Raw genomic sequence first — 15,014 nt, 5'->3', positions numbered from 1 at the left:
TATTCAAATATGCGATGAAGGTTACGGATAAACCGATATGGCGATTGCATGGTTAAGAAAAATGTTTGGTGTAAGTGCAGTTACTGAACCAGTCAGTAATCAGCCTGTTTATCATCTCACCGAACGACAGAACGCTTCTGAAGATACGCATGGGGCGACGAATTCTGAAACGACTAACGCGAAAACAAAGCGTTATCGTGAATACTTGCTCGAATTAGATCACGCCTTTTGTCAGAGTTTGTTTGGAACCGAACATTCTTATGAGATGCCAACTGAAACTCAGAGAGAAAATGCCAAAAGCTACGCAAAGCAGCTGCTTAGTAACGAATTAAACTCTGAAAAAATTCCCAGAAAACCAAGCTCTTTGCCTCTCTTGTTGAAGCTTCTGAAGATGGAAATGGTTAATAACGATACCGTGGCGCAATTTCTAATTAAGGATCCGGCGCTTACTTCACAAGTGCTTAAAATTGCAAACTCTCCATTTTTCAGATTGAATAATCAAAGTGTTGAATCATTAGATGAAGCAATTCGACGCCTTGGCATTGCCGGTATTAAGCGTGTTGTTTCTGCTGCAACGATGATGCCCGTATTCCAAGCCAGTGGTGGAAATAAAACGCTAAATGAGACGGTATGGCGATGGGCTTTGTGTTCCGGAGCAAGCATAGAAGCATTGAGTAGTATTCGTGATCAAGATGGGCCATCTAACTATTTGCTTGGCTTGATTCCAGAACTGGCCATGTTGATTGTCAATCAAGAGCTTGACCGCCTAGAAGGATCTTTGCCGGAGGAGGAAAAAATCCTTCCAATGCAGCGCCTTAAGGTATTTAAGCGAGTTGCATGGAAAATTTGTATCCAAATTCGAAAAGAATGGGGTATGTCTGAGGAGTTTGATCAAGCGCTCTACGATATGGGAGATGCCATGCGTTTGCGCAAGTACTCAATTGTCTATGATGCGATCATTCTGGCGCAATATTCTGCTGTTGAAGCCTCGGCTAAACCTCCCATCAGTATAGAAAAACTTTCTCTGCTGACTGAGTCGGACGAGTTTGTAAATCAAACGGTTTTGTTATCGTTGAAATCAACAATTGAAGGTTAGTTCGACAAGACTAAATGCATGTCGTTCCAGCGTAATCCTCCGTGACTCGATTCTGACGTCCCGTCATCAACAAACCCAAATTGTTGATAAAAACCGACGAGCTCCTCTTGGCAGATAAGATACATCGCTGACTTTTGCATCGCCTGCATCATAGCAATAAATTCGTGCATTAATGCAGTGGCATAACCTTGGTGCTGGAAATCAGGATACACAACCACTGACATGACAACGATATTTGGGCCTATTGGATCATGACCGATGAGTTCTTTGAATTCCTCATCACTTAGGGAGACGTCAAAACATGCTCCGCAATTGATGAAACCGATGATTTGCGACTCTTTTTCTAGAACGAGAAATCCCTCGGGATAAGTCTCAATACGTTGTTGGATTTTTTCTCGAGTGGCAGCTTCATCGCCCGCATAGCCTTCTTGTTCTATTTGAAAACAACGATCAGTGTCGGAAGGTGTCGCAGAACGAAAAGTCAGTGAAGAATGCATAAGTGCCTCTAAGCGATGAATAAAGTAATACTAAGCACCAAGGGGCTTACAATTGCGCTAATGACGTTAATGCAAGTGCTTTTGGATTATTCGCAATATCATCACTAGACGCTTCGCCTCAATAAACGCGTACATGCTCAATGGCAAGGTAATCAAACTTAGCAAAGTAAGAATCGGTAGCTGTGATAGATAAACGCTAACTGTTATGGAACCATAGCCGACTAGGTAGAATACACCGAGCATATATGTGCTTAATTGGATTCCTTATACGATCGGGAAGGTGCGTCGACCAACGTTTTTGTCTGCGTGAATATCCGGATATTGAGTAAGTAAAAGCAAGTTATTACTCAAACAAAATGGTAGCAGCAGAGCTAGATAAGCGAGTTGATCATAAGTCTTCGCGATCACTAAGAAGTTTCCGGCGACTATAACAATTCTAAATCCTGCGCCGGGCGCAATCAAGCATACCCATGGTAATCGATTAATCCATGGTGAATACAAGGCACCAAGGCAATACCAGCTATTCCAAGCGGTAGAAGTATGAGGCCTACAGAATAAACAAAATACAAACCGATCAGTGCGGTAAGACTTAGGCTGACTAACCCAAGGATGAGAGCATGCTTCAGAGCGCTAGGATTATTTGGAAGAGCGCCACTGCCTCCACTAAAAGGCGTGCGTTCAGTCTTAAGATCAAGACCAGATTTAAAATCGATGTATTCGTTCAGTGAATTGACGCTAGCATGTGCCAGAAGAGCTGCAGCAAATATTAGAATGAGGTCGATCAGTTTAAAACTATACCCAGCCTGATAAGCCAAACTTAACCCCAATAAAACACAGACTGGCGCTAAGATAAGAAAGGGTGGTCTGGTTGTTTGAATGGCGCTTTGTAGTTTCGAAGGGCTAGGGTTTTGTAGGTTGACAGACATGGAGGCTCATCCACTGTTTAAGAGTTTTAAACTCGTTACATGAGCTGTTTATATTAGATAAGAGATCAGTAGATGTTAAACAAAAAAGGCGAACCGTTTAGTTCGCCTTTTTGCTGGATCGTAAACAGTATTAATTACTGTGGAACGATGTTCTCAGCTTGTGGGCCTTTCTGGCCTTGTGTTACTTCAAAATCAACTTTTTGGCCTTCAGCCAATGTTTTGAAGCCTTCGCCTTTGATTTGACGGAAGTGAGCGAAAACGTCTGGGCCATTTTCTTGAGCGATAAAACCAAAGCCTTTAGTTTCGTTGAACCATTTTACTGTACCAGTAACTGTATTAGACATATCTATATCCTGAAAAAAATCAATTAAAACGCCTGTATGCGGCAAATGTGCTGGAAAAAACAAACTGGGCGTAACAACTGCAGGACGAGGAATACGAATAACAACGACATGTAGGATGTAAATACACGGTGTGTCTTACTAGCTGAGGCGAACTCTATACATACATTGATCAAAAGTCGATCAAAATTTTGTGTATTTTTATTCTTGCTCGTATACCCAATTATGGAACTAAAACGACTCAATAATTGGTTCGTTTCCTTTGATGCCAAAAACAAACAAACCCGCAGTAATCAAAGCCGTCGCAAGTGTCGAACTCCAAGCGATAAATTGAATAGCGCCACCCCATGCAGACCATTCCCCGCTTATGCCGTAGTAAAGAAGGAATAAACAGCCGCCACCATCTGACTACGCCAACATAAATGGGGTCATTAAACGCTTGCCTTTTAGTGAGGCTTGTAAGCCCATGAAGTAACCAACGCATAATGCTAAATAGGCCCAACCCAGCATACGAATAAACATGTAGCTATCTTGTGCAGGAAACCCGAATTGCTCTAAAACAGACGCTGGAAAAAGTAAGAGAGGGATGCACCAAACCAACACGGTGCCAAGAATTTTAAAGATAAGAACTTTGCTGAGATGACTCATAAATAAGTTGATCATTGGTTAGTGATTAAAGTGATCCTATGAGATTTGCATAAGTTTTTTAGCTTCAAAAAATAGAAATCCGGTTTCGCTTTCTTTGGAGGGAAGCTTGTTGAAATAAAACGAGAAGCAATTCACTTGCGATTTAAATAATAACGATTATCATTTGTATTCCTGTAAATAGGAGAAGATACGATGGGATATTACATATATGCGTGGTTAGAGGAAGGAAATCCGAACTTAGAGATCGTCGACGCTGAGTCAAAGCGAACGTGTATGAGGTGGGCCTACTCTGAAGCACGTCAGAAAGGAAACGTCGCAGATAAGAATGAAATTCAGAAGTTATTTCGGCAGCTATTGCTACTCACATGTCAGCAAGAATTGAGTAATTGCCGGGTGTTTGGGATGCAAGATGTATTTGGCGACCCCGAATTAATGCTATTGGAAAGGATTGATCGCTGTGGATATTAACTCAGCTATGTACATAGCTATATCTGCCACTTGGAGTTTAAGGGATATGCAGTAGACTGCTTTTCGATATCAGTATTCTAGTTGTGTGATTACAAGCTAAATAACGGCTGCAAAGCACTCTAATTGAGGAGGACTGACATGTAGCTCTTTTGAAGATGGGCCGCCCGCATTTGCATGCGCTTTACGAAAAGCTTCAGATTTGGTCCATGCGCGAAATGCTTCTTCCGACTCCTAAACTGCACGTGATGAGATCAAGGTGTATTCTTCGGTAGTTTCGCCTTGCAGTAAATTAAACGATTTAAATCCTAGTACCTCGCTTAGAAAGGAATCGCGATTCTTCCAGATCTCGATAAAGTCTTTCTCACAACACAGTTTGATTTTGAAGCGGTTCATTGCGATGTACACGTTTGTACTCCTAAGCTATTTATTAAGGACAAAGACTACGCCTTGTTATTGGTTGAGGTGAAGTTCTTTTTGAAGTTTGTTGGTGAGGTTTAAAGAGGCTAAGCGATGTGACTCGCTGAGATAATAACGCAGCTCTTCTTCATTTTGACGGTCGGTGCATTGAATCCACTTCGTTCCTCGATTCGCAAAATAGGGAGCAGGTCGGTAACCACCTTTGTGCTGTATAAATTGAAAATCTAGTTCGGAAGTCTCAAATGAAAAGGTAGGCGTTTTGTTTGCCCCATTCCAACCTCCGATTGCGAAAAGTTCTAAACATGAGCGCCTCCCCATTGCATACCATAGTTCGTGCAGGGTAGATTGGCGCAAAATCGATTGAACTGGTTGTAGGTCATATGGGTATTTGGATCTCGCAGCCTTATTTTTCTTTCTGAACCAAAATACTAATCAAGGCTAGGAGGGCGGACCCTAACATCAGAAATAACGACACAGCGTTTAAGACTGGTGTCGATCCTTCTTTAAGTCTGTCATACATCGCGATAGTTAAGGGGGCATCAGAGCCGACTAGCATGAGTGTTGTATTGAAATTTTCAAAAGACATCAAGAACGCGACAACGCCTGCGCCGAGCATGGCTGGCCTGAGGTAGGGTAAGGTAATAGTACGTAATACTTCAAAGCGACTTGCGCCTAGATTGTAGGCGGCTTCCTCAAGTGATCTATCAAACTTTTTCAGCCGAGCCGAAATAACTAAGGTCGCAATCGTAGTTATAAAGGCGAATTGGCCAAGCACTACGAGTAATAGCCCTGGTCTAAGGAACTCAAGATCCCACCCAATATGATCTTCAACTCCGTTAGCAAGCGTGTTTGAAAATACGAGAATAGAGATGCCGAGAATGACGCCCGGAATAACCAGAGGCAGCAACAACAATATGTATGCGAATTGTTTGAAGCGAAACTCATAACGTTCAAATAAAAAGGCATTGCTTGTGCCGATCGCAATGCTCAGTCCAGTCACACAGCATGCAACAAAGAATGAAACGCCAATGCCGTTCATTAGGCTACGATCATGAAATAAGCCTAATTTAGGTTGGGTATCGTTAATAAACCAATCCCATGTAAAGCCTTTCCATGGTAGTGACGGAAACAGGGAGTCGTTAAAGGCAAAGCTCGCGACGACCACTAATGGCGCAATGAGGTAAACAAAAAATAGGAAGATATAGAGCTGATAGCTCCAGTTGTAGCGATTTGATCTGGGTATAGTAGGAAGCATATAAAGTCCTTAGCTTTTCGCTACTGTCGAAGCGAGCGTTTGTCCGGATAGCTTCAAACCAAGCCACACGATGGTGGATGAAACGATAAGTAATAAAAAACCAAAGGCAGCGCCGAGCTCCCAATTAAATCGGGTAATAAACTGGGTATAGATCTGACCGGTAAACCACATACTCGATTTACCTCCGAGTAGAATTGGTGTGAGGTAATTACCGAGCGTTAGCATAAATACGACAATGCAGCCGGATATTATGCCCGGCATTGAATGTGGGATAACGATCTCTTTCAGGATAGAAAGCTTACTGCCGCCAAGGTCATAACCCGCTTCAATTAAGCTGTCATCTAAACTATCTAAAGTGCTTACCAACGGCACCACCATAAATAACATGGAGGTGTAAATTAAGCCCATCATCACGGTGACATCGTTGTATAAAAATTCGATTGGACCGTCGATCAGTCCAAGCCACTGCAGAGAGGAGGAGATAACTCCAGTTTCTCTGAGAAGGATCATCCAACCAAAGGTGCGCACTAATTCGCTAACCCAAAACGGCAACAGGCAGAGTAAAAATAAGATGCTTTTGGTTTTTCCACGCAACATCTTAGCTATGTAATACGCTACGGGAAAAGCAATAATTAGTGTAAGCACTGTGGCAAGTATCGACATAAATGCCGTTCTCGCTAAGGTATTCCAATAGAACGGCTCAGTAAAAAATTCTGCATAGTTTGCCAAGCTCGTTTCATAGGTTCGAGGGGCAACTTTTTCTCTAATCGATAAGAAGAACATATCGATATGAGGGATGATCACAAGTAAGCCTAGCCAAAGTAAAAAAGGACTAAGCAGGAGTATCAGGGTGAGTCGTGTCTGGCTTGAGTTCATTTTATCTTTCCTAAAACGCTCAAGCTTGGTTCGTAAATACTTTGGCGATATCTGCTCGCCAGCTTAATGATAGTTTGTCGCCTGCCTTAAGATCTGAAAACTCACCTGTCTGAGGTAGGGAAACAATAATCTCTTCCGCATCGTTGTTGGTCATGATTGCGCGGCTCTTAGCACCGTCGAACAATACACTCTTTACAGATGCCTGGAGTTGATTATCCGCTGTAGTTTGCTCTTGTCCCAATGTGATGGATTCGGGACGAAGATAGATATTCACTGTTTGTCCGATTTCAAGATTGCTTGTCGTTTGGGTTTGAATCGATAAACCGCTCGTGGTGGTTAGTGTGGTGCGTTGAGAATCTTGTACGCTGACTGTAGCCTCCCAATGGTTACTTTCTCCAACAAAGTCGGCGACAAAGGGCGTTTGTGGTTCATAGTAAAGTTCTTGGGGCGTACCGACTTGTTCAAAGCGACCATGATTCATGACCGCAACTTGATCAGACATAACAAGCGCCTCTGACTGGTCATGCGTGATGTACACAAAGGTGGTATCAAACTGGCTTTGTAGTTGTTTTAGTTCAACCTTCATATGCTCGCGAAGTTTTAGATCGAGTGCTCCGAGCGGTTCATCAAGAAGAAGTACGGAGGGGTTGAGAATCATACAGCGTGCAATGGCAATACGTTGTTTTTGCCCGCCAGATAATTGATCAATACGTTTACTTCCTGCGTCTGGCAAACCAATACGCTCTAATGAATCTTTTACACGCTGATCAATCTCGGCTTTCGCCACTTTTCTGCGGCGAAGACCGTAAGCAATATTTTCTGCAACACTCATCATCGGGAACAGCGCTAAGTGCTGAAAAACGAGATTGACAGGGCGTTTGTTAGGCGGTGTCGAAAGGACAGATTTGCCTTTAATTTTTATGTCGCCCGAGGTCGGCTCGTAAAACCCTGCGATCATTCGTAATAGCGTGGTTTTCCCGCAGCCAGATGGGCCAAGAATTGAAAAGAAGGAACCTTTGGGTATGGAAAAAGATACATCGTCAACGGCAGTAAATTTATCAAATTGCTTTACTAAGTGTTGGCATTCTAAATCGCAGGACATTCGGGCGTTCCACTACATAAAAAGAGAACGTCGAGGTCTTTCGACCTCGACTCATTGCTTAAAATAATAGTCGTCGTAGTGACTATTTAGCGGCGTTGATTCTATCGAGGGCTTTACCTTCCATCGTTTCTAAACCAGCAGGTACGGTCGGGTACCATTTAATATTATCGATGTCAGCTTGGCTGAACGATGCTTTGAAGCGTTTTTGTAACTCGGGGTCTACTTCAACATCACCACCTTTAGATGCTGTGAAGTTACCTGCCACGTTCGTGATCATACTTGCGATTTTTGGTTGCATTACAAAGTTGATCCACTTGTATGCCGCGTCTTCTGCTTTGGTTTTACGTGGCAGCACAAAGGTATCGATCCAGCCGAGTGCACCAGAAGTTGGTGCAACGAAAGTAACGTTAGGTAGCTCTTTGTTTAGCTTCCAACCGCCTGTATCCCACGCCATTGCTGCAGTCGCTTCTCCAGAGCGGAGGAGATTCATGAGTGCATCACCTCCAGACCAGTACGTTTTAACATTGGCTTTACAAGAGATGAGCTTGTCAGTGACTTGATTGATGATGTCTTGGTATTTAGCTGTGTCGCCATATGCAGCAAATGGATCTAAGCCCATAGAGAAAGCAAAGCCAATCAGGGTAGGGCGCTTCAAACGATAAGAAACTTTACCCGCAACATCCGCGCTACATAGGTCCGCATAGTCTTTAACGCTTGCTGCCATTTTTGTATCAAGAACTAAGCCGCTAGTACCCCAAATATGCGGCACACCGTATACATCTCCGTCGAACATCGTGGTATTTTTTGTCGCTTCGAGCATGGAATCGATAAACAAGCTATTGTCGATTTTGCTCAAGTCAATCGGCTTGTAGATATCAAACTCCGCTTGCGCACCTGAAATACGATCTTGGCTTGGTTGCGCAAGGTCGAAACCAGATCCACCTGTCGCACGCAGTTTAGAAATCATATCTTCGTTGTTTGACTTAGTTACCTCAACGTCAATGCCAGTTTCGGCTTTAAATTGTGCGATAACTTCATCTGGAGCATATCCGCCCCAAGTTAAGAGCCGAAGCGTTTCCGCACTTGCGAATTGCGACGCTCCAAGCAAGATGGCTGCAGATACTGCACCAGTGGTAAGTTTCTTTATTGCTTTCATTCTGGATATTACCCCTTTTTATCGTATTGATTGCAGCCTCAATCGGTTGCTAGTAAAGACGACGCATCCGTGTTGGGAGGTTTCCCTATACAGCATAAGACACAAATGAAGCGTCGTGCCGAACTATAGTCGATAACATAGACAGTTTTGTGACAGCGAAAATGCGGTGATAAAATTATTGGAAAAGATTATTACTTGTGGAGTTCGTGACTATTGGTAGTTTAATTCATCTGAATAAATACATTAAAGGAGGTATCTTTTGGAGTATGTCTAGGCAGGGACAAAAAAGGGGTATTAAGAGTCGCCACTATGGCTCTTAATTTGGTAATGGCCGTACTTAATGAAACTAATTTTTTGGGCTTTGAATTCATTGCTTGTGCTGTCCATATATTGGATTACGACTCACCGCCTGAGCCGGGGAAGAATAAATCAGCAAGAATTAATTTTCTTGATCATAAAGTGGCTGGACTGCTTATTTAATTTATCTTCTTCCGTACAATCGTGCAGTGCGAAGCAGCAGTGAATCAAGCGATAGCAGTGATTTCGATAGTCTAAGTAGTCATCAGCAATGAGTTCTTTCCATTGGCTAAATATATTTTCTAGCAAGGGGATTTCGGATGATATTTGCATGCTTATAAGCTCTTAAGTGCGTCTTCAATTTCATGTTTAAAATCGGTGGCGTCACATACCCATACGCTTGTATCAGCACCTGGGAACACACCAATTTCTATCTTTGCTTGATCTAGCTCTTCAGCAAGGTCATCAATAAACGTATCAACAGGAATCGCGATGGCCGTTACCTCTTGATCAAACTCAGAAATAGCAACGGCAGCTTCTTTACTCGGCCACATTGGAAGGTAGCTAAACGCGTCTTCTTCATAGTTGATCGTAATAAAGTCTTGCTGAGCATTAATTAATACCCAAAGCTGTTTATGCTCTAATATTTGTTCGATGGTGTAATCGTAGCGATCTTCAGGTTCCATCGCGCTAAGTTGTTCGAGGCTTTGTTTAGTCATGTTTTTTCCAATTTTCCCAAGGCGAAGGGGATGGGGTGTTAAAAGTAGACAAATAAAGCTGTTCTACTTTAGTACGAGCCCATGGCGTGCGACGCAAGAATTTTAGCGATGATTTAATCGATGGATCTTTCTTGAAGCAATTGATACTGACGCGGCTCGCTAATCCATCCCAACCATAATGCTCATAAAGTTTTTCTACAATCGTAGCCAGCGTGATGCCATGAAGAGGATTGTTTGGTTGTTCCTGACTCATGTGAGTGTCGTTTTCCTTTTGTTGAATGCAAAACACTATAGTTAAAAACAGCCGGTTCGTTGAAATTGCCTAGATTTTAAGTGGCGTAGAGGTCTTGCGGCAAGTGATGCATGAAATCGCTTATGCAAGAGGGAATTAGCATAGTTAACTAAGTGCTTGTATTCCTTTAGCGTCTAAACAGCATTTCTTTAAGTAAAAGTGATCTAAACAAGTGAATCTGATTGCGACTATCTTTATGTACTGTAAGAACGGAGCCCAGCGGAGGAGCTAACTATGTTGCTTTCACATATGTTTGGATTGGCCACTCACCCTACTAGAGAGTGGCAAGAAATCAAAAAAGAGCATTCCATGCCGACAAGGATCTTTGTCGCGTACACCTGCATATTGGCCGCCATCGGGCCTCTGTGTGCTTATTATTCTACCACTGTAGTTGGTTGGACAATCGGTGATGGGGCCGTCACGAAGTTGACCGCAGACAGCGCATTCCTCTTGTGCGGGTTAACATATCTAACGATGCTGCTGGGAGTATTTTTTATTGGCTACATGATCGACTGGATGGCTCAGACCTACGGAGCTGAGCATGACGAGCAAGCTGCAAACGGAATTGCACTCATGGCATACGCATGCACGCCTCTGTTTTTAGGTGGTTTTTCGCTGTTATATCCTGTCTTTTGGGTCAACGCCTTAGTATTTGTATTTGCTGCCGCATGCGCAGGGGTTCTTCTACACAAGGGTCTTCCGATCGTGATGCGTATTTCAGAAGATAGAGCGTTTTTCTTCGAAGGGGCGATTCTCGCAGTCGCGCTCGTTTATCTTGTCTCAACGCGTGTCGCAACGGTAATTATTTGGTCGTTGGGTATAGGGCCAGAATTTATTGGCGGATAATAGGTAGAGACTAAATCGAGCCGCAAATGCTCTCATGAGATTTGCGGTTTTTTTATACCTAAGATTCGTAGCCGGCATTGTTTTAAACAATATATTGTTGTTTGTTATTAAAAATGCCTATATATTGTGTTTTGCATTGGTTCACATCTACTAAATAGACACGTAAGAATGTCTCTGAATTAGTTGTGCTAAGAGAGAATCTGGTGAAAATCCAGAACTGACGCGCAGCGGTAATTGGGAACGAAAGCGACATAATGCGAAGCAAGATAGCTACACGCATTAGGCACTGGAACGTAAAATTCTGGGAAGTCGTCGCTGTAGGATAATCGTTAGATTTAACACACGCCCATAAGTCCGAAGACCTGCCAAAGCAACCCATTTATCACAAGATAAATGGGCTTTCATACCTTCGCGACTATAGGGTGATCGAAAGACAGCATTATTGGCAATGGCAGCTTTATTGGTTGTCTCACTGTGTGTGCTGTTCATATAGATTTTTATGGCGAAGGGTTATTGGTCTAGTTGACCGAAACGCGATGAGAATTAATTATGACAACTCCAAATGCACTCTCTGATCCTAATATCAAACCAGTCTCAAACACTTCTAATTTCCAGCTTAAAGTGATCAAGCGCGATGGGACTCTCGATTCATATAATAGTGACAAAATAGCAGTCGCAATCACCAAAGCAATATTGGCCGCAGAGGATCATGATCATGCGGATGCAAGCCACGTTAAGCAGCTTGCCGATCAGATTGTAAGTGGTATTCATGGTCGCTTTGAAAAGCAATATCCATCTGGCGGCTCGATCAATATCGAGGATATACAAGATCAAGTTGAGCTAGGCTTGATGCGCCAAGGGATGCAGAAAGTTGCACGGGCTTATGTTTTGTACCGTGAGGAGCACGCTCAGCAGCGTAAAGATCAACAGCCTAGCGAAGAGGCACATCCTCACTTCAAAATGCAACGCAATGATGGCTCTGAGGCGCCATTAAACATTGGTCGTATTCGCGCTTTGATTTCTCAGGTGTGCAGAGGCCTTGAAGGCGTTGATGCAGATCATTTATTAGATTCGAGCTATCGCAACCTGTATCACGGCATTAAAGAGGAAGATATTGGTACAGCGCTTATTATGGCTGCGCGACCTTTGATCGAGTCAGAGCCGAATTATTCGTTTGTTAGTGCAAGGTTGTTGTTGGATTCGTTAATGAGCGAGGTGGGTAAGGCATTGAATGTTTACTTGCCTGCTGCGATAGAAGATGCGAGTAATGCGTATGCTGAAATATTCGAAGCGGGCATCCGTTTTGGCATTCAAGAAGAGCTTATCGATTCTAAGTTAGATTCCTTCAATATAGAGATGCTTGCCGATGCGCTCAAACCAGAGCGTGACAACCAGTTTACCTATTTAGGGTTACAGACTTTATACGATCGTTACTTTATTCATCATGAAGAAACGCGTATTGAATTGCCGCAAACCTTTTTTATGCGAGTCGCAATGGGGCTCGCGCTAAATGAGGATGACCCTACAGCCCGTGCAATTGAATTTTATGACCTCTTGTCATCGTTTGATTATATGAGCTCAACCCCCACCTTGTTCAATTCCGGAACGTTAAGACCTCAACTATCATCGTGCTATCTGACCACTGTTCCAGATGACTTGAGCGGTATATATGACGCTTTGCGTGACAATGCCTTGCTCTCAAAATGGGCAGGTGGATTGGGTAATGATTGGACTAATGTTCGCTCGCTAGGCGCGCACATCAAGGGAACTAATGGCCAGTCTCAGGGGGTCGTGCCGTTCCTTAAAGTTGTAAATGACACGGCTGTTGCAGTGAACCAAGGCGGTAAACGCAAAGGAGCCGTTTGTGCATACTTGGAAAGCTGGCATTTAGATATCGAAGACTTTCTCGATCTTAGAAAAAATACAGGGGATGAGAGACGTCGCACACACGATATGAACACCGCTAATTGGATTCCAGATCTTTTTATGAAGCGCGTGTTTGAGGAGCAAGATTGGACCTTGTTTTCTCCTAATGATGTTCCAGACCTGCACGACTTAACTGGTCAGGCATTTGAAAAGCGTTATGAAGAATATGAGCGTAAAGCTGAAATCGGGGAGATTAAACTCTCTAAGCGTATTCCCGCATTAGATCTATGGCGTAAAATGCTCTCGATGCTATTCGAAACTGGGCATCCATGGATTACTTTCAAAGATCCTTGCAACATTCGTTCGCCGCAGCAACACGTTGGCGTAGTGCATTCTTCCAATCTCTGCACTGAGATTACGCTCAATACCAGTGAAGATGAAATCGCCGTGTGCAATCTTGGTTCTATCAACCTTGTGAATCACATTCAGGACGGCGAGTTGGATAGAGAACGTCTCCAAAAGACGATCCGAACTGCTATCCGAATGCTTGATAATGTGGTCGACATTAATTACTACGCATGTCCACAGGCCGAAGCATCTAATTTACGACATCGTCCTATCGGCCTCGGTTTAATGGGTTTTCAGGATGCTTTATATAAACTGGGTATTCCTTACTCGAGTGCTGAAGCTGTTTATTTTGCTGATCAATCTATGGAGCTTATTTCGTACTATGCACTAGAAACTTCGAGTGCATTAGCAAAGGAACGTGGAGCCTATGAAAGTTTTGAAGGCTCACTATGGGATCAGGGCATTCTTCCTATCGACTCGCTTTATAAACTCAGCCAAGAGCGCGGCGAGCGTTATACCGTTTGTGATTACAGTCAAACCTTAGATTGGGATGGCCTGCGTCAGAAGATTAAAAAGGAGGGAATACGCAACTCAAATGTGATGGCTATCGCGCCAACCGCGACGATCTCCAACATTATTGGTGTGTCGCAATCGATTGAACCGACCTATCAAAATCTATTTGTTAAATCCAACCTGTCCGGTGAATTTACGGTTGTGAATCCATGGCTTGTTGAGGCGCTCAAACGTGAAAATCTTTGGGATGCAGCGATGGTCAATGATCTTAAATATTTCGATGGCAGTGTTAAGAAAATTGATCGTATTCCAGAGAACATCAAGGCACTGTATTCAACTGCTTTCGAGATAGAACCGCATTGGTTAGTGGAAGCGGCAGCACGTCGTCAGAAATGGATTGATCAAGCACAGAGCGTGAATCTTTATATGTCGGAACCCTCAGGTAAAAAGCTGGACAACCTCTACAAAACGGCGTGGAGCCGCGGTTTAAAAACGACCTATTACTTACGTTCGCTGGGTGCAACGCACACTGAGAAAAACAGCACGCCAGTTGATCAAGGGGTTGCTGAGCAAACTTCGACGGTAGTTGGAAGTGCTAGCCAAAACGAAGTTCAGGGAAGCTTATCAAATCACAATCCGCAGACTACTCAGAAAGCGGGAGATGATTTTGAGTTGGCGAAAGGGCAAGAAGCGCCAAAGATGTGTTCAATTCTCGAACCCGACTGCGAAGCTTGCCAATAAGTTTGAGCGCATTGAAACCGAATTATATTTGAGGACCTACTATGTCATTCACCAACAAAAAAACAAGTACAGCAACGCCAAATTGGGATGACCCGCTTGCAGCGGCAATCCCTTCACAGGCACAACCAAGTATCGTCACGAACATCGCAGATCATGCGAAAGAAGAGGAGTTCGTACTCGAAGCGCTTCCTCCCGTGCGTATGGAAGATAAGCGCGTTGTAAATGGCGAAGCTGATGTGAACCAACTCGCGCCATTCAAGTATCCTTGGGCTTGGCAATATTTCTTGAACGCTAACAAAAATCACTGGACGCCTTTAGACGTAAATATGTCGCAAGATGTTCATGACTATCACCATAAACTTACGGTCGAAGAGCGCCATGTTTTTGAGAACGTACTCGCGTATCTGACAACCTCAGATATCTTAGCGATGCGGAATATTGGCCTTGCGGTCATGGAGAAAATGAGCGCGCCAGAACTACAAATTTATCAAGCACGTCAGGTGTTTGAAGAGGCGATGCATACATGGACGTATCAGCACTGTATCGAAACCATTGGTTTGGATCAGAGTGAGATATACAACCGCTACCGTGTTGTTCCTGAAATCTACAG

General features: G+C 43.5%; 15 protein-coding genes, 1 pseudogene and 1 riboswitch. Of the genes and pseudogenes, 5 read left to right on the top strand and 11 right to left on the bottom strand.

Features of this window, described 5'->3' with window-relative positions; genetic code table 11:
- The first annotated feature begins 37 nt into the window (after window positions 1-37).
- The gene (locus tag A3739_RS00880) at window positions 38-1,096 is read left to right on the top strand and encodes an HDOD domain-containing protein (protein ID WP_068476131.1); all 1,059 of its coding nucleotides are present in this window, start codon (window positions 38-40) and stop codon (window positions 1,094-1,096) included.
- Here A3739_RS00880 and A3739_RS00875 read toward each other — a convergent pair.
- The 4 genes from A3739_RS00875 to A3739_RS00860 all read right to left on the bottom strand — a co-directional run bounded on the left by A3739_RS00875 (window position 1,093) and on the right by A3739_RS00860 (window position 3,508).
- Window positions 1,093-1,593 (bottom strand): GNAT family N-acetyltransferase, encoded by a 501-nt coding sequence (locus A3739_RS00875; protein WP_068476130.1) that lies wholly within the window; start codon window positions 1,591-1,593, stop codon window positions 1,093-1,095. The genes A3739_RS00880 and A3739_RS00875 overlap by 4 nt on opposite strands.
- A gap of 458 nt (window positions 1,594-2,051) precedes the next feature.
- Window positions 2,052-2,519 (bottom strand): prenyltransferase, encoded by a 468-nt coding sequence (locus A3739_RS27895; protein ID WP_068754955.1) that lies wholly within the window; start codon window positions 2,517-2,519, stop codon window positions 2,052-2,054.
- Between the two features lie 134 nt (window positions 2,520-2,653).
- Entirely contained in the window at window positions 2,654-2,863 is a 210-nt protein-coding gene (locus A3739_RS00865) for a cold-shock protein (RefSeq protein ID WP_068476129.1), read from the bottom strand.
- A 405-nt stretch (window positions 2,864-3,268) separates the two neighbouring features.
- Window positions 3,269-3,508, bottom strand: coding sequence for a hypothetical protein (locus A3739_RS00860; protein ID WP_156493342.1), 240 nt, complete (start codon window positions 3,506-3,508; stop codon window positions 3,269-3,271).
- Between the two features lie 192 nt (window positions 3,509-3,700).
- On the opposite strand from A3739_RS00860, the gene A3739_RS00855 reads away from it, so the two are divergent.
- Window positions 3,701-3,976 (top strand): hypothetical protein, encoded by a 276-nt coding sequence (locus A3739_RS00855; protein ID WP_068473085.1) that lies wholly within the window; start codon window positions 3,701-3,703, stop codon window positions 3,974-3,976.
- Between the two features lie 96 nt (window positions 3,977-4,072).
- Here the strand turns inward: A3739_RS00855 and A3739_RS00850 are convergent.
- From A3739_RS00850 to A3739_RS00815, 7 genes and pseudogenes are all read right to left on the bottom strand, one after another.
- Window positions 4,073-4,381: pseudogene (locus tag A3739_RS00850) on the bottom strand (antibiotic biosynthesis monooxygenase).
- 415 nt (window positions 4,382-4,796) lie between these two features.
- A complete protein-coding gene (locus A3739_RS00840; protein ID WP_068476128.1) occupies window positions 4,797-5,648 on the bottom strand; it encodes an ABC transporter permease in 852 nt (283 codons plus the stop codon).
- Window positions 5,649-5,657: 9 nt separating this feature from the next.
- Complete coding sequence (locus A3739_RS00835) at window positions 5,658-6,524, bottom strand: ABC transporter permease (RefSeq protein WP_068476127.1); 867 nt, start codon at window positions 6,522-6,524, stop codon at window positions 5,658-5,660.
- Between the two features lie 19 nt (window positions 6,525-6,543).
- Complete coding sequence (locus tag A3739_RS00830) at window positions 6,544-7,626, bottom strand: ABC transporter ATP-binding protein (RefSeq protein WP_068476126.1); 1,083 nt, start codon at window positions 7,624-7,626, stop codon at window positions 6,544-6,546.
- A gap of 82 nt (window positions 7,627-7,708) precedes the next feature.
- Complete coding sequence (locus A3739_RS00825) at window positions 7,709-8,782, bottom strand: extracellular solute-binding protein (protein ID WP_068476125.1); 1,074 nt, start codon at window positions 8,780-8,782, stop codon at window positions 7,709-7,711.
- Window positions 8,783-9,414: 632 nt separating this feature from the next.
- Window positions 9,415-9,798: a DUF2750 domain-containing protein gene (locus A3739_RS00820; protein WP_068476124.1), complete on the bottom strand. Its 384-nt coding sequence runs from the start codon at window positions 9,796-9,798 to the stop codon at window positions 9,415-9,417.
- The gene (locus A3739_RS00815; RefSeq protein WP_068476123.1) at window positions 9,791-10,051 is read right to left on the bottom strand and encodes a VF530 family DNA-binding protein; all 261 of its coding nucleotides are present in this window, start codon (window positions 10,049-10,051) and stop codon (window positions 9,791-9,793) included. The genes A3739_RS00820 and A3739_RS00815 overlap by 8 nt, the downstream gene beginning before the upstream one ends.
- Window positions 10,052-10,324: 273 nt before the next feature.
- On the opposite strand from A3739_RS00815, the gene A3739_RS00810 reads away from it, so the two are divergent.
- The 3 genes from A3739_RS00810 to A3739_RS00800 form a co-directional block, all read left to right on the top strand.
- Window positions 10,325-10,936, top strand: a complete 612-nt coding sequence (locus tag A3739_RS00810; protein WP_068474695.1) for a Yip1 family protein — start codon at window positions 10,325-10,327, stop codon at window positions 10,934-10,936.
- 163 nt (window positions 10,937-11,099) lie between these two features.
- Window positions 11,100-11,321, top strand: a riboswitch (cobalamin riboswitch).
- 164 nt (window positions 11,322-11,485) lie between these two features.
- Window positions 11,486-14,404, top strand: coding sequence for a ribonucleoside-diphosphate reductase subunit alpha (locus tag A3739_RS00805; RefSeq protein WP_068476122.1), 2,919 nt, complete (start codon window positions 11,486-11,488; stop codon window positions 14,402-14,404).
- A 41-nt stretch (window positions 14,405-14,445) separates the two neighbouring features.
- Window positions 14,446-15,014: ribonucleotide-diphosphate reductase subunit beta (locus A3739_RS00800; protein ID WP_197471924.1), on the top strand; the 569-nt coding region annotated here is incomplete at its 3' end.

The sequence above is a fragment of the Oleiphilus sp. HI0067 genome (assembly GCF_001635735.1).
Note: the sequence above shows the minus strand (reverse complement) of the source record. Positions and strands in the feature narration are given on the sequence as shown.